The following is a 23,896-nucleotide window of genomic DNA, read 5'->3' on the forward strand; positions in this document are numbered from 1 at the left end:
AGGGTCAATCACTTCGGAGCACCACATGGAATACGACGAATTCATCAACGGCTGGTTTGAGCGCGTTCGCGCCTATCAACTCTCCAAGGGCCGCCAGTTCGAACTCACCGCAGCGCAGTTCGCAGGCATCATCACCCCGCACCAGCAAAAAACGATCAAGAAGCACCTAGCAGCAGGAACCATCGACGGGTTCATGCGCCACCGGGAATTCGGCTACGTCTTATCTTGGGTGTCGAAACAGGCCTGTATCGAGGGTGTCATGAACCGGGACACCGCCAGAGTTATGATCCGCCGCTCCAGCGAGAAGATGAATGGCCTTCGCCTCGGTGATAAGCACTCCGAAAAGGCAAAGGCTAAGATCAGCGCGAAGCTCAAGGGGCGCCGTCAGGACAAGGCGCACGTAGAGGCCCGCGCGGATGCCATGAGAGGCCAAAAGCGCCCACCGCGATCCGAAGATACAAAAGCACAAATAAGGGCGACCATGCTCGCCCGTGCCGAGGCAAGGCGCGCGGCGGCAGCAGGAAGCAGGCCGGATCAATCCGTCGCTACAAGGCCCTCCAGAGCCGCACGTAGTCCTCAAGGAGATGAGCGCCGGTCTTGGCTCTGATCGCCGCCCTATGGTCCTCCACGGTCTTCAAGGACAGGCCAAGCACATTGGCGATGGCCTTGCTGCTCTTGCCGTCGGCGACCAGCCCCAGCACCTCGCGTTCGCGAGCGGACAGCCGCTCAATAGCTCGGGCGGCAAGGGTCCGCTCCCGGCTCCAGACCAAACCTTCGGAAACCGACCGCAGAAGCCTCTCCTCGTCGATCGGCTTCTCAAGATAGTCGATGCCCCCATGCCGCCGGATCGCGTCCACCGCGTCGGCGGTGTGGGGCCAAGCCGTCATGAACAGGACCGCCGCGCTCGGAGCCCAGGCGCGTATGCTTTGGGCGACGTCAAAGCCGTTGTCGTCGCCGAGCATGATGTCCGTAACGATGCAGAGCCCGCCTTCACCGCCCCTTTGCACACTAGGGAGCCCTGCCGGATCCGCGAAAGCGTGCGCTTCCAGTCCGTGACGCCCAAACAGGCGCGCGAGGCTCTGCGCCAGGTCAAGGTCATCGTCGATAACGTAGATGGCGTCAGCCATGCTCGAACGCCTTAATCGGAAAATCGGCGCGATAGATCACCCTTGGGCCGATGTCGCTTCGCCTCAGCTCGCCCCCGGACGCCTCTACGATCGTCCGCGCGATGATGAGCCCGACGCCCATGCCATCAGCCGCGGTGGCTGTTGGCGTATTCTCGACGGCGAAAAACGCCCTCGCAGGCGTGGAGCCCAGACGGACCATCACGCTCGCTCCGGGCGAGGCGGACATCGCGTTGCGCAGCAGATTGACCAAGGCCTGCTGTAGCTCCAGCGCGTTGCCCACGATCTGCTCGCGGGACGCGCCTTCGACTTCTAGCCTGACCTTCAGGGCCTTGGCCTCCGATTGAACAACCGTCACGGCCTCGCTGGCGACCTCCGAAAGCGCGACTAGCGTGGCGGGTTCGGTCGTCCGCGCGCCAAAGCGCCGTAGCGTGCGCACCAGTTCGGCAAGGCCACTGCTCTTGCGCTCGATTAGCTGCGCCGTGAACTTGAGATCTTCGTCCCCGATAGACCCGGCTTGACTGGCTTCCCGCAGATGCTTGGCCTCGACAGCCAGCGTCGAGAGCGGCTGGCTGATCTCGTGGATGATCGCCACGGACATGGCGCGCAGGGTCTTCAGCCGTTCGGCCTGGAACAGCAACCGATCACGCTGGGTGATCTCGGCGGCGTGGCGGATTTCGGCGTCGGAGTAGCCTCCCGCCAGATAGCCCGCGACAGCGATACAGGCGGCCAGGAGGTGCAGTTCCACCCGATCAGCGGTCGGCGTCGCGGCGGGAAGACCAAACAGCACGTAGAGCGCCGTGGACGCCGCCACGCTCCAAGCGGCCCAGGGCCCAAGACGGAGACCAATCCACACGGTCGCCAGAACAAAGGGCTCCAGGCGCACACCCAACTCGGCGCTGTAGGCCACCCATGAGACGAGGAAGGCCAGCACGACCGCCGCCGCCCCCTCGAACACCCGAGGCGTCGTCAGGCGCTTTGGCGCATGACGGCTCTTCGCGCTTCGCAGCGCCAACGCCCAGAGCAACGGCGGCGCGAGCAGAAGAACGCCCAGCACGTCACCGATCAGGAAGGTAAGAATGGCCGCCAGCCGATCCACGACATGCGCGATCAGGGATGCGCGCTGATCGAGGAAGGCCCAAGGCAGACTGAAACTCGCCGCCACCGCTGGCGCGACCGCCATGGCGATCGCCATCGACAAGGCAGTTTCCTTCTCGGGCTTTTCCTTGCGCGCCGCCCGCACCAAACGGATGCCGAGCCCGTAACCCAGCGGCGGCAACACCACGCTCAAACCGAAAACCAGCGCCTCCATCGGCGGCTTGTCCAGACGCCCCCAGAAGGCTTGGACCAGCAGCTCGGCGAGCGCGAACGGCCATGCGAACTTCGCGCCATAGCGCCAAAGGAACGCGAAGCGGACGCCGGCGATCGGATACCAGAGGCTGTAGATCGTGATGCCCCAGGTCCTCGCCAGCGAATGCAGGACCGCGAACAGAACAGCGTAGGTCGCGATCAGGACCATGCCGAACGGAGATAGGACGTAAGTCTTCGGGGGCTGAGCGCGGTCCAAATCCATATTCGGCTTTACTGTAGGGCGGTCAACGAGAGCGCTATCCGGGTTCAGCCCGGATAGCAGAGGTTGTGCGGCGCTGTTTAGCCATGGGGTGTGTTTTTCCCCTCGCGAAGCGCACTTGCCCATCGGCAGGCTGCCGCCTCGCTTAGCCGCTGCGCGCGGTCGAGTTCTTAGATGGCGTCTATCAATACCAACGCCGCCGCGAACCAAGCACGGCAGGCACTCGCCGCATCGCAAAAGGAACTGGCGACGAGCCGCAACCGGATCGCCACCGGAAAGGTTGTCGCCTCGGCCAAAGACAATGGTGCGATCAACTCGATCGCCACCATGATGTCGGCGGAGCGAAGTGGCTGGACCGTCGCCAATGACAGCCTCGCGCGAGGTCAGTCCCTCATCGCGACAGCTTCGGCGGGCTTGGACGCAATTACAGATCTTTTGCAGAAAGCGCGGGAGAAGGCGGTCGCGTATCGGGACACCTCGTTGAGCGCGCAAGCCAAGGCTTCGATCCGCGCAGACATTGAAGCTCTGCTTCGTCAGGTAGATCGCACGGCGATGTTGGCTGAGTTCGACGGCAAGAAGCCGTTGGCGGATATACTGACGCCCACCACGGTGACGCAGACCAGCACCACCTACACCACGGTGACTTCACCCTACACCCCGCCCGCGATGTCCAGCCTGGTCGGTTACACGTCCGGTTCGGGCAGTCGAACCTTTGCGGTGAACGGCGGCGCAGCGCCCGGCCGGATCGACCTTGATATCGACACCTACAGCGCCTTGGATGTCGTCGAGGTCTGGCAGGGGACGCGACGCGTGGCAGCGACCGGTCAGCCTTACGCGCCTGGCGGGGTAGCGGTCGCGCCCGGGACGCCGGTCACATTCCAGAATGTTCTCAGCTTCGATTATGATCCTGCGAACGGCCAGTCATTGGAGTTCCGTTTTAACGAGCATTTCGGCGGTTCCGGGTGGCAGATCAATAACGTCGTTCTGACACCTACCGATCCACTCCCCACGCCGACCACGACGACCACCACCACATCGGTTCTGGCATCGGTCGCGACCAACTATGAGTTCGTCAGGTCTTCGAGCGGCGACCTCGAAGGCGTCGCTGCGCGCCCCATGACGCTGAACGCCTTGAAGCTCGACGCGATCGACTGGAATGAGCCCGCCCAACTGTTCGGCAGTCTCGACGCTGCCCTCGGACAGGCCGTGGACGCCGCAACCTACTACGGCGAGCGCGCGAGTTCGTTCGATCGCCTTATCGAACAAAACGGACGCCTCGCCGACGCCTTGGAGACCGGTGTGGGAAACCTCGTTGACGCCGATCTGGGCAAGGAGAGCGCGAAGCTTCAAGCTGGGCAGATCAAGGAGAGCCTCGCGACCAAAGCGCTCGCGATCGCAAACGCGGCACCTCAGTGGATCTTGGCCCTTTTTAAAGGCTGAAGGCATCGACAGCGGGCCTTCCAGCTAACCGGTAGATGCTGGCTGGCGAACAGCCCAGGCGCTCCGCGATCGACCGCGCCGACATCCCATCCAAGCTCATGCGCTTCACCGCGTTCCTATCTATGGAAGCTTTCCGTCCGCGATAGACGCCCTTTGCTTTGGCGTTCTGGATGCCCTCCCGTTGCCGTTCCTGGCGAATGTCCAGCTCGAACTCAGCGACGGCGGCCAAGATGCCGAGCATCAGTTTGCCGTGGGTGGTCGTGGTGTCGATCCCGCCCTGTTGGAGGCATCGGAAGCCGACACCCTTGGCGGTCAGTTGCTCGACGGTGCGGTGAAGGTCGGCGGCGCTTCGGGCGAAGCGGTCGAGGCGCGTGACCACGAACGTGTCGCCCTCGCGGCAGAAATCCAGAGCCCGTTGCAGCTCCGGCCGATTGGCCGCCCTCCTGCCGCTACGCTGTTCGCTGAAGACCTTCTCGACCCCGGCTTGGGCGAGCTGATCAAGCTGAACCTCAAGGGACTGCTCGGTGGTACTGACGCGGGCGTAACCGACGAGCATGGCCTTCTCCTTTGGGTCTAAGGCCATTCGCGATTGTGTCTTACAGGGCGGAAATCAACCCAATTAAGACGCCTGACAGGGCTTCGGCGCGCGTCGCATAAGGGTGTACCCATAAGTGACACGGGGTTGGGCTGTCGCCCCGCGTCGTGCGCTATCCTCAATTAATTCTTCTACTGTAATATTGGCGCGCGTCTTACGTTAAAATTTCCGCGCCGGATTTGGCGCACCGCATCCAAATATCATCACTTAAACCGACTCCCAGGTTCACGATCAGTCATTCATATATACTTAACCGCATCCTCTTATGATAAACTACATTTTATCGCGGAGGGGGGGGGCTATGAATTGGAATAAGGTAGTCTTCGCAGGTTTGCTCTTGGGACTGGCGCTGACTTCGGCCCCGGTTAGAGCAGAGGTGGTTTACAAATTTACGCGTGAGAAGGGTTTGTATGACGGCCCAATGGCCGTTCTCAACACCGCGCAATGGGACGAAAGCCGCTTCAAGTCGCCCCAAGACAATTTGTATGCTTCCGTACGAATGGATAAGTGGTCACTCTTCGCCTTCGGGTGCGAACAAAAGACCGGAAAGATCTACTATTATAGGGACAGCTTCCCGGCCTTGGGAAATATAGGGCTCAGGTATTGGGCAAATACGACCTGGACGAAGATCGACGACAATGCTTTCATCCTTGAGGGAGAGCAGGGCTCGCCAGAAGCTGACCTCATTTGGAAGCTAATGGTAGACGTTTATCAGACGAAACGGATCTTCGTGGGAGGGCTTCAGGAGCAAGTCACCGATCCGGATGATGCGATCGGCGAAGTTGGCCGCTGCGCGTCAGATAGGCCCAAATAGCACCTTGCAAAGCTTGGCAAATAAACGCGCGCGAACTCGCTAACTGCCTCCCCCCTCCAGTAGCAGCAACGATGTGAGCGACCGATAGCTTGCCGTCAGATTATGATGTGCCGGCTGCGGCTTAGTCCGCCCTCAGGGCGACCGACGCATCCGATATAGTAGCGCGCCAACGTGCCTCATCTGTGTCCAGCATGTCCCAGTCCCACCCAAGAGTCCATCGCAACGCTAACAACTCGCCATTCAGCATCCCCCGCCAAAAGTCGCTCCGAGAAGCCCCGTTACTCAACGAGACACACGGATCCTGAATTTCAGGTCAAGTGGTTGGCCAAGGTCTCCGCTGAAGATAGGCTTCATGGGCTTCATCCACTGCTATAACACGCTCTTGTAGGTCCGCCACGGGTGCCCAAAGACCTTCCATGTTCTCCTCTCCCACCTTGAACGCATAGTAGTCGTACAGGCCCTCGGTAATCAGCCAGCACATGGAGTATATCGGCTGCGGTCTGGGTCGGGTGAATTCGAGCTTGGGAGTGAAGCGTCCGTTGCCATCCCATTCCAGGTGGCTCGCGTACAGCTCTTGCCAGCTTCCGTGGATGTTGTGCGATGGCCCCGAAAAGGCTCCTAGGTAGGCCTCGTTCCAGTCCAGGGCTTTCGCCTTCTCGTAGGTGTTCTTCCCGCCCCAATTCTTCTGCTTCATGTCCACCTGATCGTAGGAGACCCCTGAGGCGTTGGCCGTGCGTTCTAGGGAGCGCTTCATGCGATCCTCAATGTGACGCGCTTCCCCTCCATTGGCGGCAACGTTCCGTTCGATGGTCTCAAGCAGCTTGCGCTCGTGCTTCATCGAATAGGTGACGTAGCTATTCACCAATTCGGGGGAGAAGTGGTGGATCATGAAACGCAGATTTACGACCGTCTCGAACCCAAGTCGAACCATCATCATCATGAGTTCGCCTCGATCTTGGGAGGCCTGATCCAAGATCGCGTGGGTGAGCTTGTAGAGACGGATCATGTTGCCGCCCACGGCTGCTTCGCCCCTGCTCCACGTTCCCGTTTCGTCGGTCATCGACCCCGCATAGCAGGCGTAGGCTCCAGTCTCGGCCAATAGGTCGAGTGCCAGATTGGTGAACTGACGCTCCCGAGTGAATGCGGCCATCGCTTCAGGATCGACGGCCACTCGTTCGATGGGCGGTATCTCGGATATCGGTCGGAGGGCCATTCAGAAGTCCAGCTTGCCCGCCCCGTCGTTCCGAGGCCCCTTGTTCTGGGCTGCTTGGTCCTTCCACATGACGCTGAAGTCCATGAGTTTCATGTTCACCTGAACCTCACCGTTCGGCCCGCCCCCCAGGTACTCCGATAGGCTCTCGACTTCCCTGGGGAGTATCTGCCCGCTGTCCATCCGCACCTTGGCGTAGCCCCTCCAACTCGCCGCGCCGCCAGGGAGGCTGTTCTCGTGCGGAGGGCCGTACTTCTCGGTCAGTTTCGCAGCGAGCTGCTGTCCAAACTGATAGTCGGGGGCGAACCTGCCGAGCGTTTGCGTGTAGTCGATGCGGTAGAGGTGCCCGAGCGACGTGAAGCCCAGATCGAATTCCTTGTTGCCGTTGCGGCCCTGGAACTGGCCAGCACCGATAGAGCGCAGTCGCATCCGTTGAGAGGCTTCTTGGAGGGTCATTCCAAGCTGGAGACCGTCGATATCGCGCGCCTTCAGGACGGAGACGTAGGGCTTCGGGGCTGGCTGGGTTTGCGCGAACGCTTCCGGCGCGCAGATCAGGATGAGGGCCGCAATCGCGCAAGCTATCGGGTTCAACTCGCCCTCCCGTGCTCGTCTGGGGTGCAGACTAGCTTAACAGCACCGCTTAGGGCGAGGCCTCTGGATTGCTTCCATCTACGCCTTACCCTTCTCGATCATTCGAACCACCGCATGGATAGTCGAGAGGTAAAAGTAGAACATCCAGCTCAGCCAGATCGCCGGGTCGTAGTTGGTCATTTGCCCCTGCTTGTGGTGACGGATGCCGAAGTTGTTCGCGATGTTGAACAGCGCATTCTCGTCGTCCTTGACGAGCAGCGTCTTGATTTGCGGTCGCAGCCACTCAAGCACGTCTGCAAGGTCGCGAACCGCGTCTCGCCGGTCGTCCATTGTGGATCGACGCTGGCGGAATTTCTTGATTGCCGCCTCGACCCGGCCCGAGACGTTGCGATCGGCAATAGGCACTTCAGTCTGGAGCAGGTTTGCAGTTCCAGGCGGACCAAGTTCCATCACCTCGCCCGTTGGCGACAGCTCGTAGCCGTTCGCGTAGCGAGCCAACAGGGTGTTCACGCTGGCCCGGTATTCCGCTTGTCCGGTCTCCGCGTCGAATTCGGTCCAGTGCATCCCACAATGGCCGTAGGTGTGGTTTTTGCCTGCGGTCGGCTTGGAGACGTGGTCGAACATGAACTCGATGATGCTGAAGAGGTCGTCTTCGCTGTAGCCGTCAAGCTGATCGCGTATCGGCCAGAGGTCGTCCTTGTTGAGGAGGAAGAGGATTTTGGAGCTGATATCCCGACCCAGCTTCCCAGCGACAAAATCCTCGTCCACGCAGAACATGCCAAAGTGTTCTTGGAGGTAGCCGTCGAGGTCCCATCGATCGTATTCCGACCGATAGAGCGCCTTCAGGGTCTTCAGATCGATCTTCCCGCCCGAAGGGTTCTTCCCCATCCGTTCTGAGTAATAGGGGCGCGAGGGGGCACCGAAACCGGGTAGAGGCGGTGCGGGTGGAGGCTGAGGAGCTTTAGGCTCGACGCTGGCCAGTAGAGCGATCAACTCTTGGTCGCCCTCCTCGCTAGCGACGTTGCGAGCAATTTCGAGCACCCGGTCGTTCGTTAGTTCCAAGAGCCGTGCCGTGGCGTACTTTGCCTTGCCAGAGAACGCTTCGGCCGCTGTACCGTCGCCCAAACCGTATCGGCGGCATAGGCTTGGCACCTCATTGGCGTTGTATCTTGCGATTACGACGGCGACTTGATCGCGCAGCCGTTTGAAGAAGCCTGGAGGGAACGACTGCGCATCAGGAGCGGAACTCAAATCAGCCTCTCAGTGCCCATAGAAGGCGCAGAATAGCTTAACGGCACCGCTAAGCGCGAGAGTTCATTCCGTCCCTGCGTGACCCTTCAAGGGTGGCAGCTTGTTCGAACCTGGAGGACGCCAACCACTTGGACGCCCAGGTAGGCTGGACAGTTCGCGCCATCTAACTGGTTGCGTTGAGAGTCCGCTTCCGGAGCGGGCGCCATTTCCGCCTCCGCCCCGTTTGCCACGTTGAAAGGGTCTACTTTGCGGAAACGGGGAGCGCTGGCTTAAATAGATTATGCTTTGTTTTTCTAGGCACCCAAGCGCACCGGCCTTGAAGTAAGCGCTCATAGGTTCGATCAATGACCTCTATAGATTTCGAACAGCCTCCGAAAGAACTGATCAAATTTTGGCGATCGCGGATCTCGCCGCACCGAGGACCTCAGACAGATTATTCTTTTGCCTGGGACAATTCCCCGGCGACCGCCGCCGGACGATCGAGTCCACCTTTCGCCCCACACCTCACCGATCACAGTAATCTCGTCCATTAATGCTAGATTTTCAATATGTGAGTAGCACCAGAGCTGCGCCCATATATTCGGCCAGAGGTTTTTCGGAATGGGCATTTGCGAGTATTTTATCTCGACAATCGCAGCTCGCGACTCCTGCCTATTGAGAAAGACCAAGTCAGGAGAAACCCGCAACGCCTCCCCTTGAACTCGTAACTGTGGCAGTTCGAAGTGCGTGGGCCGCGCTCCACCTACGTCGTGGAGACCGTTGTGAAGAAGACGCCATGGCGAGCCCACGTCGCGCAGGAACCCGTTGTCAACGCATCCGGGGGTCATCCGCCGACGCTCTGCAACTCGGGCATCCCATATGACGGCCTCAGCGGTCTTGCCCTGATCCCGATCCTCTTGGTTCCCGTGCGCGTCGGCATAGAGAGAGTAAACCCATTGGGAAAACGCTGATGCGGTCGGTTCTGGTCCCGAAGGCTGCATGGATTTGGCTCGGCGCAGAAACTCCGCCGGGACCAGTCTAAACGAAGAACTGCTCGGATTTACAGAATCCGAAACTGGCGCAACGCCGAACAAAACATCAGATCTCGCCTGAACCGCCCTCCCATTTGAACGCGCATCAGGCCCAAACTCCACCTTTCGACTAGGCGGATAGAACCAGCCATCCAGGTACCCGCTCTCGCTCGAGCAGAATGCGTCGAATTGCTCCTCGATCTCTGTGATGATCTCAGCGGTTGGTACAAAGCGCTTCGAGACGTGGACGGTCCAGTCGCCATACTGATCGCCATAGCTATTGCCACCAAAGCCAAGCGTTTGGGCCAAGGCCATGAAGCTGGCCGCACGCTCTTCCGGCGGCGGCCAGCAACCCGGCACTTCATCCTCGCGATCGAGAAACCTGGCGTGAAATGTGACTTGTCGGACCGTCCCTAGGTCGCGCCAATCGCGCTCTAAGACAGCAAGTTTCTCCTGATTTTTCTCGAGACGGGTCATCACGACCCTGTTCGCAGGCGCCGTTCTAAGGTCGATCATCTTGAATGGTTTTACCCCTTAGCCCACAAGCTCCACCAACAGCGTTCAATATTGCTCGCACGTCAAATCGAGACACCCAAAATAGGACAGACAAACCTGGATCTAAATTTCTTCCAGTGGCCCGCCGCTGGAAATTTGAGCCTTATCGGTCCGAAGACCGCCGCGCGTGAGGCCAGTATCAATGGCCGCTATCCACCGAGGCTGTGTGAAAACGCAGGACTGAAGTGTCTCGCGAAAGAAATTTCGTGTCCCGACCGGTTTCCACGAGCACAGAGCGCCTAATCGGCAACTTTGGATATGTGGCTACGGGTGTTTTGTGCCCCCGCAGGAGCTTTCACACAGACTCCACCCTTCTCTGAAGTTGGCGATGTCCGGTCCAAGGTGTCCAGCTCGATGGCGTTGATCACCCAGGTTCGTGGCGCTGGGCGTCCAAGTGGTTGGCGTCGTGCATTCGAACCGAGCCATAACTGCTCCGTTAGTCCCCGTTCAGCACCCGGCGCAGACGTTCTTGAGCCTGCTCGTCGTTGCCCACTACCGCGCTCCGCAGGTCCATCGCGCGTTGCCGATCACCGCCAACATCGCCCTTACGGGCGCGCATCGCTTCTTCGAAGAGCATATCACCCGTGAGGTCCACGTAATCGACGAGGTCCCCATCCCGGAACCGGAAAGCGCGCAACCCGCCAGCCAAGACGAAGTGAACGTCCCCGTTGGGGTAGAAGTCGATCTGGTCCACCACGTCTCGCAAGGCCTGAGCAGTCGCGGCCCGGAGATCATAGAGCCCCTTCCCCTCGGCTGCCGCCAGCTTTCCGACAAGCTCCTCTAGCGCCCTGTGCCGAGCCTCTAGAGGTGCCCTCACCGCGCCCTGCTCGACAGCCGATCTTAGGCGTGAGACCTCAATCTGCTTGGCCTCTAACTGCGCCACCCGCTGGTCATAGCGAGCGCGGATCCGGACATCACCGTTCTCAAGGAGGTCGAGCAGCGCCTCGACCTTCCGCTCCAAGTCCTTTGCGTCGGCCAGAGCAGCTTCAAGCGCGGTTGTGGACCGGACATCCTGACGCGCAGTTGGAATTTGGAAGCTGCTGACATGCGCTAACGCCGCCGCCTCAAGCTTGGGATAGTTGTATCGGACCTTGTTCGTGCAGGGACGGTTGGGGTCCAGAGGACCAGGCGCGTGTCTTGCGCTGTTACCGCACCTCAGCGCGGCACTCTTTCCGGGCCGTCCCTTGTGAGCAACGTGGATGCCGATCGTGCCCCGGCACTCCGCGCATCTTCCAATCCCGACGAAGAGGTTCGTGAACTCGCGAACACCTGCATGGGCGCCACGCGGCTTACGGTTTCGCTCCTCGATGATCGCTTGGACCCGATGGAACTGGCCAACGTCGATGATCGCTGGATAGTAGCCGGAAATCGCCTCTCCGTCGTTTGGGCGGCGGCTGCCTCGCAAACCGGCGGGAGCGAACTTCGGCTGATACTCCCCGATCACCGATCGTGCCCGCGCGATCCCTAGGACCGCCGAGTGCTGCCAAGAGGCTCCATGGCGGAACGTCGGCACCCTCTCTTCGTTGAAGCGCTGCGCGATTATCGTCGTGCCCAGACCTGCTTCCACCATGTCGAAGATGCGCTGCACTACGGCCACGCGAGCAGGGATTGGGGTGAACTCGACCCTACGGGCTTCCTTCTCGCCAATCACCACGCCCTCAAGCCACGCGGGTCCGGTCTTGTGCCAGCGCTGACCGTTGCGAGCTCTCTCCTTGTTGCGCTCGCGAGCCTCCCGGACCTTCCGGCCCTTCTCCTTGCTCTCCTGGTTTGATCGCGCCGCCTGGACGAGGACACGCATGTAGTCGATGACTTCAGCGTTCTCGTCGAGGATGTGGCCTTCAGCGAGATTGACGACCTTGATCCCGGCCCGGGTCAGCCCGGTCAGCAGATAGAGAACTTCTGTTTCGCTCTCCCGACTAAGCCGGTCCATGCTGTCGACAAGCAGAAAGCTGCCACGCTCGATCTCGCCTCTTTCGACCGAAGCGACGAAGCTGCCCAAAGCGCCTTTTACGCGGTTCGCGCCCGTGTAAGCGGAAACGCCAAGGTCGCGGTGGCGAGTATCCAGCTCCAACCCATGCTTGTCAGCGAACTCCTGCGAGGCCTTAAGCTGGCGCTTGAGGCTATCGCCCGAAGCTTGGGCTGCTGACGAGTATCGCGAATAGGCGTAGGCCTTGGCCGGCACGGATTTCACCCCTCTGGGTGCAAGCTACGCCGCTGTTGTAAATGGTCCGTGCATTTGAAGAACTGCCACTTCTCGCGCATCCCAGGCCTCGCCGAATTCCCTGACTGCAAGGCCGAACGCTCGACGCGGCACCTCTCCGAACTCGCCGCCCGCGTGGCGTTGGGCGAGCGGGCCGTCGTGCTGTTCGTGGTGCAACGCGAGGACTGCGAAGCGTTCTGCGCCTGCGCCGATCTCGATCCCGCCTTCGCGCGCGGCCTGGAAGCAGCGGCGAAGGCGGGCGTGGAGGTGCTGGTCTATGCGTGCGGGATGGGGACGGCTCGCATCACGCTAAACGCCCGCATACCCTGGGTGAGGTTGGCTTAGACAGCCTCCTCGCTCTGGAGATCGCCAACGTAAGCGACCTTGTCGGGATCCAGATCCCAGACCGTCGCGGAACCAGGATACCCATTCGCCACGAATGCGGCGGCTATTTGAGCCGTGGGCAGCATGAACACGGTGACGTCGAGCGGAGCGCCAGAGCCTTGGTCGTTCCAAACGACGGTGCTGACCGAGACTTGCTTACACAGGTCTTGGCGCACGCACATAAGGTTTGGGTAGTTGCCAAGCATTGGCGGACTGTTGAAGTCAGGCACGGCGATTGTTCCGAGCCCGATGTAGCCGGGAGGGGCCTGCAGCGAATAGATTCCAAGATTGCTTGGTTGGCCGTCGCCGACGCAAGTCCACACCTGGTTGAACCCCACGGGCGGCGCAAGTAAGGGCCTTGAATAGGCGCCGGCGCTTTTCTCGAGGAAAGTGGCGCCCGATGGAGCAGGATTGTAGTTAGGCACGGCGAACATCCCTAACCAGGAAAATCCTTGAATAGGTTGCGGCGTCCAGAAGGAAACGTCGTCTTTCGCGCGCGACCCTTTGTCAGTCACGGGGTTAAGAAGGAAAGTGCTCTGGCTTTCCAACTGCAGGATTGCACCGGTATTCATCGCCTTCTCCTTAGCTGCGAGCCTTGGCCTCACTCCACCCTCGGGGCGCAACCAGGAATACTCGCATAACGACGTTATGCTAATTTCATCTCGCATTAAGTGCATTTCCTCACGCCGCTTCGACGCGAGGGAGGCGCACGGCATCCGCGGCGACTCGGGCGCAAGGGCCTCGCCCAAACGGGCTGCCGTATTCGTCGCGCCAACGCTCACCTAACAGCGATTTAAGCTGCAATCGCCACGGCTTCGGGTACCCCTTCACACACCCGCGCGAGAGGGGCGCGGATGTGGGGGAGCGTATGAAGAGGACCGTCCTGGCTCTGACCGTCCTGGCCCTGGCCTTGACTGGGTGCGGCCGCTCCGACCCGAGCAAGCCCGAGAGCGGCATGATGACCGGCCTGCGCGCGATCTTCGCGTTCAAGGCCTGCACCTCCGAGCTGGAGCAACGCTTCGGCCTCAAGGAGATCGAGGGCGTCAACTCCAACGACATGGACCCCCAACCCACCGGCCGTCCGGGCGAGTGGGACGTGCGGTTCACCGCCGATGTCACCGAGAAGGGCTCGGGCCGGGTCACGCGCTACAAGGGCGTCTGCCACGTGCGGCGCGACAAGCCAACGACGCTGGACGCGACCTTCGTCAAGGAGGTTCGCGCCGGCGCCGGCGTCGTGCGCCGCGTGGCTCCGTAGCGCGAGCGCTGAACGATCGTGTGAGATCAGATCACGGCGTAAGCTCAAAACCCGCCTTCCTGGGCCTTGTGCCCAGGACCCATGCACAAGGCAGGTTATGACCGTCGCTTTCGCACGGCCGAAAGGCCCTAAGCGTTCACTCCCCCAGCGAGAGCGGCGCCATGGGTCCTGGGCACAAGGCCCAGGAAGGCGTGATATTTTTGGTCTTTGTCATCCCGATGCCGGGCCTGTGACACTCCGGGCGGGCCAAAGGCTTGAAATCCGTGCTAGGATGTCGAGATACGCCTTTTCCAGACAGGATCGCCGCCATGCGCGGCGGTGACGCCGAGTAGAGCATGACCTTGGACAACACCCTCGAGATCGAAGCCGAAACCCGCACCGGCCAGATCAAGATTCACAAGCCGGAAGACTTCGAGGGCATGCGCCGCGCCGGCAAGCTGGCCGCCGAGTGCCTGGACATGCTGGTCCCCCACGTCCAGCCCGGCGTCTCGTCGGACGAGCTGGACCGGCTGGCCCGCGAGTTCATCCTGGACCACAAGGCCCTGCCGGCCTGCCTCTACTATCGCGGCTATCCCAAGACGGTCTGCATCTCGCGCAACCACGTGGTCTGCCACGGCATTCCGGGCGACTGGGCCCTGCGCGAGGGCGACATCGTCAATATCGACGTGACCGTGATCGTCGACGGCTGGCACGGGGACACCTCGCGCATGTACGGCGTCGGCGAGGTGGGCCCGCGCGCCCGCCGCCTGGTCGAGATCACCTATGAAGGCATGAAGCGCGGTCTGGAGGCCGTGAAGCCGGGCGCCACCCTGGGCGACATCGGCTACGCCATCCAGTCGTATGTCGAGGCCCAGCGCTGCAGCGTCGTCCGGGACTTCTGCGGCCACGGCCTGGGCCGCGTGTTCCACGACGCGCCGAACATCCTGCATTTCGGCCGCCCCGGCCAGGGCGCGGTGCTGAAGCCGGGCATGTTCTTCACCGTCGAGCCGATGGTGAACCTGGGCAAGCCGGCCGTGAAGGTGCTGCAGGACGGCTGGACGGCCGTGACCCGCGACAAATCGCTGTCGGCCCAGTGCGAGCATTCGATCGGCGTGACAGAAGACGGCTACGAGATCTTCACCGCCTCGCCGGCCGGGCTGTTCCAGCCGGCCATCCTGGGCGGGTGATCGCGTAAAACGCGTATTTCCGCGATAGACAATCCCAAGGAACTTGGCGAAGCTTCGGCCATGACAGAAGCCGAAAAACGCATGCGTTTTCGCAAGACCCTGGGCCAAATGGTTATGCCCATGATCGTGCTGCCGTTTCTGGTCCTGAAGGCCTTCAGGCTGCACGACGGCGCGATCTCGGCCTCGGACTTCCTTTGGTATGCGGCGATCGTGGTCCCAGCCCTGTTTCTGACAGCCTTCTCGCCGTGGCTTGAAGACCGCCGCCTGCGCCGCCTTAAGCAAGAGCGGCGAGAACAGCGCCGTCCGTTCCTGAACCTGGAAGGCTAGGCCGGCGCATGGTTCAGGCGGTCTCGCTCAGCATCTCGGATCCCGATCCGGAGGCTTCCGCCTCTCCCAAGCCCGCCCGCAGGTCCGCCCACGCCCACCACCTCGGCCACCGCGACCGTTTGCGGCAACGCGCCAAGGCCGGCGGCTTCGTCGCTCTGCCCGACTACGAGCTTCTGGAGCTCTATCTCTTCCGCACCTATCCGCGCGGCGACGTCAAACCCCTGGCCAAGGCGCTGCTGACCCGGTTCGGCTCGTTCGGCGGCGTGCTAGGCGCGACGGTCGAGGAGCTTTGCACGGTGCGCGGCGTCGGCGAAACCGCCGCCATGGACCTCAAGCTCCTGCACGAGGCCACCCTGCGCGCGGGCCGCGACAAGATCGTCAAGCGGCCGGTCATCTCGTCGTGGAGCGCCCTGCTCGGCTATGTCCGCGTGGCGCTCGCCAACGAGTCCCGGGAGCAGTTCCGCGTGCTCTTTCTCGATAGAAAGTGGTGGATAACCGGAGAAAGTGCTATGCGGCTTCCATGACCGCTAATGCCTTGCCCTACTTCCGTTTTTCGACCGACGAACAGGAAGATGGCGACTCCATCGAGCGCCAACGTCGCGTCTGCGAAGCCTTCATTCGCTCTAGAGGTTGGACGCTCGAACCGGCGTTAATCGACCGTGGCAAATCTGCTTTCAAAAACGAGCACCTGAATAGCGGTCAGCTTGGAGTTTTTGCCCGGAAAGCCGAGCGTGGCGAAGTTTCCGCCAAGACCGTTCTCGTCGTGGAAAAGCTCGACCGACTTTCCCGCCGACCGGTCGCCGAAGTTATGACGTGGATTTACAATCTGACACTTCAGGGCGTTCAGATCGCCGTTGCCGACACGAATACGGTCTACGACGCCAATCCCGATCTCGGCACCTTTCTCACGACGGCGATCAACGCCGCGCAAAGCAATATCGAGAGTCAAAAGAAATCCGAGCGTATCACGAGCGCAAAGGAGCGCCTCTGGCGCCTAGCGAAGACTAAGGAAGGTAAATGGACCAATCTCGCCGCTCGCCCGCCCTTATGGCTTAGCCGAAAGCCCTCATCTGACGGCTGGACGGTCAATCAGCCCCGCGCGGACCTCATCCGCCAAATCTACGAATGGTCCGCTGACGGGCTTGGATCGCAGGCTATTTGCCGGCGCCTCAATGACCGTGGCGAAAAGCCCTTTGGTGTCTGGCGGCATCGCGCCGAAGCCATGTGGGGCATCAGCGCAATCAACGCCCTACTGGCGAACCCCGCCGTTGAAGGTGACTTCGTTCCCGAGAAGGGCATGTTCCTCGGCAAGCGCATCACCGGCTTCTATCCCCGGATCGTAGACGCCGACCTCGTTGCCAGGGCGCGAGCCGAAAAGACCAGCCGCACGAAGGTGAAGGACCAGCGCGCCCGTAACGGCACGACCAACTTGTTTTCGGGTCTGACGTTCTGCGGAAACTGCGGTTCCAAAGCCTTCATGACGACCCACAATAAGAAAGGTCGCACCTATCGCTACATCCGGTGCGAGGCATCCCGTGAAGGTCGGAAATGCGAGAACAGCGGCTATTTTGCCTACGATCCCTTCGAGAAAGTCGCCCTGGACACCTTCATTGACCTCGCCCTGGACGATCGCTTTTTCCGCGTTGACGGCGAGCTTCACGAGCTTCGGGTCCGTAAGGCAGAAATCGAGAAAGCCATTGCCGATCAGCGTCAGGCGCGCTCGCGTCTGGTCGCCCTTTTTGAGAACGGTGACGACCAGATTGCCGACCGCATCCGTGCGCTGAAGGTCGAGATTGACGCCCAGGTCTCGACGCTGGCGACAATCGAACAAGAGATTGAAACCGCCACCGGCAAGGTCGGAGCCGCCGAGCATCTGAAGCGCGTGAACGACATTCGGTTTGCCGCTGAAAGCGATGATGCAGACGTTGCCGAACAAGCTCGCGCCAAGCTTGCCAGCGCGTTCAGCGCAGTCGTCCAAGGCGTGGAAATCGAAGAGACCACCACCGGGCGCATTTGGACGCTGATCTTCAAGGGCGGTGCCCTGGCGGTCAGGATCGACCCGAAAGGTCAGGTCCAAAAGGTACTGACGGAAAGCCTCGGCGTTCCGCTACATGCTCAGCTTCCCGACGATCAACAAGAGCAAATTGCACCGCTCATCGAGCGTATCGCCTCACGTATCGCCAAAGGCGCGGCGTAATTTTTGAGGAGTCTCTGAGGGCTAGCGCGTTGTACCGCACGCTTTGCACAACAGAACAAACACAGAATATCCCCGTTGTTCCACAACTAGCCCCCTTGACCCGAATCTTCAAATCCGGGTCACTACCCGAAGGGATTTCTTCTTCTCATCAATGAAGGAATCCGCCCGTGTCCCCGAAAAAGCCGAAGCCGCCAAAGCCCCGAAAGGGCGGACATCACATGTCCGTCGAGTGGGGAAAATTTCGCGCTACCGGTGACGGCTTGGGCGTCGTCGGCATCGTTCTTCTTTACGCCTTGCCGGGGCTCATTGCCCTGCTGGTGAAGGTTCTGGCGAGCTAATGTGACTCAGTCCCCGAATTCATCGGGGCTGCTCTCAAGCCTCTTCCGCAACGCCGCCTTGCGAGCTTCCTGCGCCGCCAGCCCCTTATGCAGATAGTCGCGCAACGACCATTCACCGGTCATCTGCATCGCGTTGAGTCTGAACGCGCGCCGTAGGTCTTCAGCCGTATTAAGCGCCTGTACGCCGACCTCTAGGCATTTCGCCCCCGTGGTGTCGGCAGCGGTGATGTTCCCGCCCATTTCCCAATCCCCACTTATCTCGTTGGAGGCGTTGGCGATGTGGACCTTGATTTGAAGCACCTTCTCCGTCAGCGACGCGCCTAGCGATCGCCAATTGGTCTTTTCCGAAAAATCTGACAGCACGGGCATGTTGGTATGCGCTTGATCGGGATCGGCTCCCCGGTCAGCTAAGTTCTCATTCTCGATGACGTAGCTGGCACACCGCGAGGCGTATTCCTCAAGCGTCAACGCCAGCAACAGGGCGGTAATTTGCCCCTCCTTTTGCAAGGTCGCCTTCGAAAGCCGCCATGTCACGAACTGCGTAAAACCGGACCCCAAGACAGCCCCCGCCACCGGAGCGACCCACTTCACAAAATCGTCCATAAGCCCCCCCTACGCGAGCTTGCTCAGATCGTTTTCACGCGTGGTTCCGTGGACGCTACGCCAAACGCTGGCATGAGCGTTGAAGATGGAAGTCTTCTGACCGCCCAAGAACGCTAGATCAAATGGCGCGTCCCCTGCCCTACACGGCACTAAGACGCCAGCATGAGCGCAGAAATTCAAATACCCACGATCAACACAAGCCATCAAGCAAGCAAATGGCTGTCTTCGCTGACGCCAAAACAGCGATACTCAAAGGCTAAAGATCGGCTCACGCATATAAAGCCGATCCTGAAAGACCTAATAATCCATGAGGGAAACCATCAGCGCGTCGCTTACAGCACTAATCATGCACTAAACATACTCAATCTTCCCGAAGCGATTTCCTTCTCGGCTCTCCAATTGAGCCTTGTCAGCTACAGCGTCGTTCGGATTACCGCGCTCTGGGATAAAGCCAAGGAGGACCGGGCAAGCATCCCGACCATCCTCGCGCTGATCCTGCACGAGCCGACGCTTGAGCTTATCCGAGCGGCGCGAGGCTTCGCCGATATCGCCGATACGGTCACCAAGGTCAGCACCATCCACACCGACTACAAAAAGACGGCAGACAGTAGCTCGCTTGAACGCTTCGTCGCCTACCGCGACCGGTTCGTTGCCCACAACCTGATAGACCTCCCGCAAAAGGGCTCCCCGCTCTACGGCGAAGAAACCATCCTGATGCGCGAGACCGTCAACACGATCGCCGCCCTGGAGGAATTCGTACTCGGGACCACGAACATGGAAGAATACCAACTGACCCACGACGAGGCGTGGATGGCTTCCGAGACGCTGTGGAAAGGCGTCTATTCCAAGAAGGGCTGACTTCCCATCATTCTATACAAAGAGCCTGATGCTGCACCGCTTTGACCCAGCGCACCGGCAGGCGAACTAGGTAGGTCCAATTGGCGCTTTTAATGCCTACGTAGAGCGAACCAAATTCGCCTCCTACGCTAAGGCGCGACGGACACGAGTTCGCTGCAAGCGTTCGATCGGCGATGATCCGCCACAATCCGATAGACGCTAGCGCGGCTTACGCCGGTCTCCCGCTGAATATCGGCAACGCGCTTGCCGGAGTTCAGGAGCGCGATGACTGCGCCAGACTGAGCCTTAGCAGTAGGCTTTCGCCCCTTATACCGCCCCGCTGCTTTCGCCGCAGCGATCCCGGCGCGCTGCCGTTCCAGCATAAGTTCGCGCTCGAAGGCGGCAACGCCTGCCATCATGGTCAGGAACAGCGTACCCGTTGCCGTCGCTGTATCGACGCCCATGGAGAGCAACTTCACGATCACGCCTCGGCTAGTCAGTTCGTTGACCAGCTTGAGCAACTCGATGGTGTTGCGCGCCAAACGATCGGGACGCGTGACCACAAATTGATCGCCCTCCCGCAGAAAGCTCAACGCCGCGCTCAACTGCGCACGGTTGGCATCCAAGCTGGAAACCTGCTCGGCGTAGACGCGACTGCATCCAGCCGCTTTCAATTCCTCGATCTGAGCCGCAAGCCCCGCCTTCTGATCCGAGGTGGAAGTTCTGGCATAACCAACGATTTCGCCAACCATTAAATTATCTCAAATTCTCGTTTAAATCTTAGATTATGAGAGACGCTTCGTCTCAAAATTCAAAATCAATTTAACTGATACAAAATTGTACCGTCAATAAATATCTCACAAGACTATGATCATTTGAGACGTAAATCTACTTCGACAGAATATCTGTTATCCTATCGTGGCACTTGTTTTGTTTGTCGTTGAAGACCCGCTTGGCGTCCTGCTGACTTCTCTCTGCCGCCGCCAAGCGTCGAGCCCTCTCCGGTCCAGGCGCCAATGCTCTCGCAGTCGCAGCCCTATCAGACGCATCCGCCTGACGAGAGCGAAGACGCCTAAGCGCTTCCGCATTCTTAGAGTTCTGATCTATGACCAGTTTCGCTTTGCTCTGATGCTCTATTAATTTTACAATCTCAAAGTACCTCATAATGCCAATCAATCCACCCATAGCTTACGCAATGCGGATCAATTTCGATCCACATTTCTGCATATTTACAAGTCAATATATTGGCGTCGGCTCAACAGCCAATTTTAATTGAGATGATTTTATTACTTAGAATGGAATTCATCCAGCCAAAGGGTGTGTTCAGAATTTGAGTTCTGATGCACGCCTTTTGAGCAATATGCTGCAGCATTCCTTGGGGAAGAATTTTCATTTAAACGATACGATCCGGATTTCCGCACCCTACCCCAAAGCCCGCCCCGATCTTCAGGAAATAGGGCTCTAAATTTTAAATGATATCCGGGCGGCACCCGCAGAAGACCGTGGCAATGCATGTTTGAGCTTATGTGTTCGAAGAAAAATACGCCATGCACACGGCGATCAATGCTCATTTCGTTAAATCGACGACCAAATAACTTTCGTTCAACCCTAAAGAATAGGTTTCCAACTTGCTCACGAGCCGACTTTAGAGAAACGCATCCATGTGAATATAGATCACGCCCTTGGCAAACTTCACCCCGATCCTTTGCGGGGTTCCAATTCAATGTTAGGCAAAAGTTGAAGTTTTGAAAAACCAAGAAATCAATATACGACTCTCTGAATTTATTATATTCTAAATTACTCATAAAATACTCTGGTATATATTTGTACCATATTTATAATAAATACAATTTATGATCAATATTATTATTGGAGCCAAGTTGATAGTAGGAGATTTATTTTGGGAAATGCATAATCGCGGACTAACAAACTCAATGAGGAATTGGTCTGAAGTCTGGTTGCAAAAGTCTCACAATTTTGCGTCTATAAATTGGTATAGACCGTTACCAGCGGATATTCTTGTAAATATTCGCAAGAAATTACTTCAAAGCGGCGCGCATGATATTGCAGCGCGCGTACTGATCGCGCTCTTAGATGAGACGCCCGAATCCTCAAGATGAACGACGAGGAAAGCCCGCCTCTCTTTCGCGAACGGGCACTACCGCCCGGCTTTCTCGATGCATATCTTGAGGGGCAACGCCTGCGCTTTGCAGCGATCCGGCGCGAACTGGAACGATCCTGCGCACCTTCAGCATTGCCGCTAAGGGAATTGCACTCAGTTCCAATAGAAAAGTTGGGGCACCCGACAGCAAGTCGTGGCACCCCAGATGTTAGCTAGCATTGTCGCCTAAATCTCGACTTCGACGAGCCCTTGGTTCAGCAGGGCATTGGCTAGGATGGGCATCAACCGAGCAATATCCACGGTTCCGACGCCATTCTTCTGCTCGAAGCTCCGCTGAAAATCGCCTGGAAATTCCACGCCGTACTGAGCCCGCAGGAAAGCCATGAGTTGCCTTACGGTCGGGCGCCGAATTTCATTCCGCCCAGCATAACGCTTCCAATGCCTCATCAACTCGTCGGAGACCGTTCGGCGAGCAATCCGTCCCGCTGCCCGCTGACTCCCAAGGAAGTACAAGAATCGATCGAATATTCTGCTGAAGATACTCACGATCGCTTGCCTAGTACGAGCGATACCGCCCCACGCTGTTACAGCGAAGGCAGCGACCAGAGTAATTGATCAAAATATTCGAGCACTTTTCGTCTCGACATCCTACGACGCCACAGTCTGTGCAGCGATAGAGATTGCCGCCGTGCTGGCGCCCCTCTTTCTTACCTGGGCACATCGACATGTACACCTCCGTGAATGCGGTTGATGCTTACATACTATAGTTGATGGGTTAATACATATTTTAGTTGATAAACCGCGACGAGCGAACCGGCGAGTTTCCTGCGTATGGATATGCGCGGGCTGGTTGGTAGAAATGTGCGGAAAGCCCGCCTTGCACTTGGATTGACCCAAGAGCAGCTAGCGGACCTCTCCGGCTTCTCGCAGCAATACATCAGCGACCTGGAGCGTGGGCTAAGGAACCCAACAGTCGTGTCTTTGTGGGAGCTATCCCTGGCACTGAAAAGCACACCCACAGACCCGATAAAGCCGGACTGATCCTCCACCGCCCTAGGCAGTCTGTTAGCGGGAATTTGCCGCCATCTAGGAATATCAATTAAAATATGTATGCCTGAGCGCGACGATTCACCTATGTAAGGTGGAGCTAGTGGCTTGCGCTTACTTATGAGGGGAGGGACGCGGTGGCGTCCATCAATACCAACGCATCCGCCAATCAGGCGAGGCAAGCTCTCGCTGCCGTCCAACGCGATCTCGCGACGACCCAAGCGCGCGTCGCGACGGGCAAGAAAATCGCCTCTGCAAAGGACAACGGGTCAACGTGGTCCATCGCCAAGCGAATGGACTCTGACGGCAACAGTTGGACGGCGGTTCGTGATAGTTTGAATCGCGGTCAATCCATCCTAGATGTCGCGGCAAACGGTGCCTCGGATGCGGAAGGAATTTTGGAGAAACTTAAAGAAAAAGCGCTTGCCTATAGCGATACATCCATATCGGACGATAGCCGCAAATCTATTCAATCCGATATGGAGAGCTTAGTTGGTCTTTTAGATCGCTCAATCAATTCCGCGAACTTCGACGGTATAAACATCTTAAATTCCTCCGGTCCTTCCGGCGGGGTTCAGGTTTCTTCATCCTCTGCGGCGACTCTAAGCATCCACTACGCCGGGACGATTGGCGTCATGGGCGTATGGGCTCCCCTCGGGTCGAGCGTAACTGGCGCCTACCACGTCGCGGACTCGAACGGTGCGATCACAAATGTCTCCGTCCCGGCGATGTACCCCGCACCCGCAGGCGATCAACACGCCGATTGGACGCTCGCCACACCATTACCAGCCGGTACCACGTACTTCACCTTCAGCCCTCCAACGGGTTACCACGGCTTCGACGTGGTAGGCACAGGCGCCAAACCTGTGGACGTCCTTTCCGATACGTCGGGCAACACCATCAGCCTCGGCGCCTGGGACCTAAGGTCCACCGCGCTCGGCATCAACCCGCTGGACTGGTCGAACCCGAAAGGCATCGTTGGAGCCATCCAGAACGCCCATCAAACCGTGACCAACGTGGCGACCCGGATAGGGACCCAACAGAACGCCGTCGAGGCGAATTTGACGACGGCTCAGGTCCAGCAGGACAGCCTCTCTACCGGTGTGGGAAATCTTGTAGACGCCGACATGGCGAAGGAGCGCGCGAAGCTTCAAGCTGATCAGGTGAAGGAAAGTTTGGCGACTAAAGCTCTAGCCATCGCCAACGCCGCGCCTCAATGGATCGCCAGCCTGTTTAAGTAAGAAGTCACATTATCGTCGC

General features: G+C 59.0%; 22 protein-coding genes and 3 pseudogenes. 13 read left to right on the plus strand and 12 right to left on the minus strand.

All coding sequences use genetic code 11. The features are described from left to right. Positions 1-25 precede the first annotated feature (25 nt). Positions 26-607 (plus strand): hypothetical protein, encoded by a 582-nt coding sequence (locus Q0379_RS13105; RefSeq protein ID WP_299009356.1) that lies wholly within the window; start codon positions 26-28, stop codon positions 605-607. Here Q0379_RS13105 and Q0379_RS13110 read toward each other — a convergent pair. After that, entirely contained in the window at positions 546-1,127 is a 582-nt protein-coding gene (locus tag Q0379_RS13110; RefSeq protein ID WP_299009359.1) for a response regulator, read from the minus strand. The two genes, Q0379_RS13105 and Q0379_RS13110, sit on opposite strands and share 62 nt — an antisense overlap. Further along, a complete protein-coding gene (locus Q0379_RS13115) occupies positions 1,120-2,904 on the minus strand; it encodes a HAMP domain-containing sensor histidine kinase (protein ID WP_299009362.1) in 1,785 nt (594 codons plus the stop codon). Before Q0379_RS13115 ends, Q0379_RS13110 begins: the two co-directional genes overlap by 8 nt. Between Q0379_RS13115 and Q0379_RS13120 the strand changes: the two are divergent. Together Q0379_RS13120 and Q0379_RS24220 are read left to right on the plus strand one after the other, a co-directional pair. Next, positions 2,869-3,228: pseudogene (locus Q0379_RS13120) on the plus strand (flagellin); the annotation flags it as partial. The gene Q0379_RS13115 and the pseudogene Q0379_RS13120 sit on opposite strands and share 36 nt — an antisense overlap. A 582-nt stretch (positions 3,229-3,810) precedes the next feature. Further along, positions 3,811-4,134: a flagellin gene (locus Q0379_RS24220; protein WP_366519324.1), complete on the plus strand. Its 324-nt coding sequence runs from the start codon at positions 3,811-3,813 to the stop codon at positions 4,132-4,134. Here Q0379_RS24220 and Q0379_RS13130 read toward each other — a convergent pair. Then, entirely contained in the window at positions 4,124-4,690 is a 567-nt protein-coding gene (locus Q0379_RS13130; protein WP_299009365.1) for a recombinase family protein, read from the minus strand. The genes Q0379_RS24220 and Q0379_RS13130 overlap by 11 nt on opposite strands. A gap of 340 nt (positions 4,691-5,030) precedes the next feature. On the opposite strand from Q0379_RS13130, the gene Q0379_RS13135 reads away from it, so the two are divergent. After that, the gene (locus tag Q0379_RS13135; RefSeq protein ID WP_299009368.1) at positions 5,031-5,543 is read left to right on the plus strand and encodes a hypothetical protein; all 513 of its coding nucleotides are present in this window, start codon (positions 5,031-5,033) and stop codon (positions 5,541-5,543) included. 313 nt (positions 5,544-5,856) lie between these two features. On the opposite strand, the gene Q0379_RS13140 is transcribed toward Q0379_RS13135, so the two are convergent. From Q0379_RS13140 to Q0379_RS13160, 5 genes are all read right to left on the minus strand, one after another. Continuing rightward, positions 5,857-6,756, minus strand: coding sequence for a DUF5677 domain-containing protein (locus Q0379_RS13140; protein WP_299009371.1), 900 nt, complete (start codon positions 6,754-6,756; stop codon positions 5,857-5,859). Then, on the minus strand, positions 6,757-7,344 hold the full coding sequence (locus Q0379_RS13145; RefSeq protein WP_299009374.1) for a hypothetical protein: 588 nt from the start codon (positions 7,342-7,344) through the stop codon (positions 6,757-6,759). A gap of 78 nt (positions 7,345-7,422) precedes the next feature. Then, positions 7,423-8,595, minus strand: coding sequence for a hypothetical protein (locus tag Q0379_RS13150; RefSeq protein ID WP_299009377.1), 1,173 nt, complete (start codon positions 8,593-8,595; stop codon positions 7,423-7,425). A 341-nt stretch (positions 8,596-8,936) separates the two neighbouring features. Further along, a complete protein-coding gene (locus tag Q0379_RS13155) occupies positions 8,937-10,082 on the minus strand; it encodes a ribonuclease E inhibitor RraB (protein ID WP_299009379.1) in 1,146 nt (381 codons plus the stop codon). A gap of 514 nt (positions 10,083-10,596) precedes the next feature. After that, a complete protein-coding gene (locus Q0379_RS13160; RefSeq protein WP_299009382.1) occupies positions 10,597-12,342 on the minus strand; it encodes a recombinase family protein in 1,746 nt (581 codons plus the stop codon). A 54-nt stretch (positions 12,343-12,396) separates the two neighbouring features. On the opposite strand from Q0379_RS13160, the pseudogene Q0379_RS13165 reads away from it, so the two are divergent. Beyond that, a pseudogene (locus tag Q0379_RS13165) lies at positions 12,397-12,705 on the plus strand (DNA/RNA nuclease SfsA); the annotation flags it as partial. Here Q0379_RS13165 and Q0379_RS13170 read toward each other — a convergent pair. Further along, positions 12,702-13,316 carry a Vps62-related protein gene (locus tag Q0379_RS13170; protein WP_299009385.1) on the minus strand — a complete coding sequence of 205 codons (615 nt, stop codon included), beginning with the start codon at positions 13,314-13,316 and terminating at the stop codon, positions 12,702-12,704. The pseudogene Q0379_RS13165 and the gene Q0379_RS13170 sit on opposite strands and share 4 nt — an antisense overlap. A gap of 296 nt (positions 13,317-13,612) precedes the next feature. On the opposite strand from Q0379_RS13170, the gene Q0379_RS13175 reads away from it, so the two are divergent. The 5 genes and pseudogenes from Q0379_RS13175 (at position 13,613) to Q0379_RS13195 (ending at position 17,689) form a co-directional block, all read left to right on the plus strand. Then, a complete protein-coding gene (locus tag Q0379_RS13175; RefSeq protein WP_299009388.1) occupies positions 13,613-13,999 on the plus strand; it encodes a hypothetical protein in 387 nt (128 codons plus the stop codon). Between the two features lie 335 nt (positions 14,000-14,334). Further along, the gene (gene map / locus Q0379_RS13180; protein WP_299009391.1) at positions 14,335-15,165 is read left to right on the plus strand and encodes a type I methionyl aminopeptidase; all 831 of its coding nucleotides are present in this window, start codon (positions 14,335-14,337) and stop codon (positions 15,163-15,165) included. A gap of 81 nt (positions 15,166-15,246) precedes the next feature. Next, on the plus strand, positions 15,247-15,492 hold the full coding sequence (locus tag Q0379_RS13185) for a hypothetical protein (RefSeq protein ID WP_299009395.1): 246 nt from the start codon (positions 15,247-15,249) through the stop codon (positions 15,490-15,492). 8 nt (positions 15,493-15,500) lie between these two features. Continuing rightward, positions 15,501-15,977 (plus strand): annotated as a pseudogene (locus Q0379_RS13190) (UPF0758 domain-containing protein); the annotation flags it as partial. 35 nt (positions 15,978-16,012) lie between these two features. Continuing rightward, entirely contained in the window at positions 16,013-17,689 is a 1,677-nt protein-coding gene (locus tag Q0379_RS13195) for a recombinase family protein (RefSeq protein ID WP_299009397.1), read from the plus strand. Positions 17,690-18,033: 344 nt separating this feature from the next. Here the strand turns inward: Q0379_RS13195 and Q0379_RS13200 are convergent, their stop codons facing one another. Continuing rightward, positions 18,034-18,630 carry a hypothetical protein gene (locus tag Q0379_RS13200; RefSeq protein WP_299009399.1) on the minus strand — a complete coding sequence of 199 codons (597 nt, stop codon included), beginning with the start codon at positions 18,628-18,630 and terminating at the stop codon, positions 18,034-18,036. 162 nt (positions 18,631-18,792) lie between these two features. Between Q0379_RS13200 and Q0379_RS13205 the strand changes: the two genes are divergently transcribed. Next, the gene (locus Q0379_RS13205; protein WP_299009401.1) at positions 18,793-19,488 is read left to right on the plus strand and encodes a hypothetical protein; all 696 of its coding nucleotides are present in this window, start codon (positions 18,793-18,795) and stop codon (positions 19,486-19,488) included. Positions 19,489-19,616: 128 nt separating this feature from the next. Here Q0379_RS13205 and Q0379_RS13210 read toward each other — a convergent pair whose 3' ends face one another. Both Q0379_RS13210 and Q0379_RS13215 read right to left on the minus strand, forming a co-directional pair. Beyond that, positions 19,617-20,219, minus strand: a complete 603-nt coding sequence (locus Q0379_RS13210; protein ID WP_299009403.1) for a recombinase family protein — start codon at positions 20,217-20,219, stop codon at positions 19,617-19,619. 1,595 nt (positions 20,220-21,814) lie between these two features. Continuing rightward, complete coding sequence (locus Q0379_RS13215) at positions 21,815-21,973, minus strand: hypothetical protein (protein ID WP_299009405.1); 159 nt, start codon at positions 21,971-21,973, stop codon at positions 21,815-21,817. A 453-nt stretch (positions 21,974-22,426) separates the two neighbouring features. Between Q0379_RS13215 and Q0379_RS13220 the strand changes: the two genes are divergently transcribed. Then, positions 22,427-22,630, plus strand: coding sequence for a helix-turn-helix transcriptional regulator (locus Q0379_RS13220; RefSeq protein WP_299009407.1), 204 nt, complete (start codon positions 22,427-22,429; stop codon positions 22,628-22,630). Positions 22,631-22,773: 143 nt separating this feature from the next. Further along, positions 22,774-23,877 (plus strand): flagellin, encoded by a 1,104-nt coding sequence (locus tag Q0379_RS13225; protein WP_299009410.1) that lies wholly within the window; start codon positions 22,774-22,776, stop codon positions 23,875-23,877. The last annotated feature ends 19 nt before the right edge of the window (positions 23,878-23,896 follow it).

Origin of the sequence: uncultured Caulobacter sp. (assembly GCF_937900395.1) — a bacterium.
Taxonomy (GTDB): Bacteria; Pseudomonadota; Alphaproteobacteria; order Caulobacterales; family Caulobacteraceae; genus Caulobacter.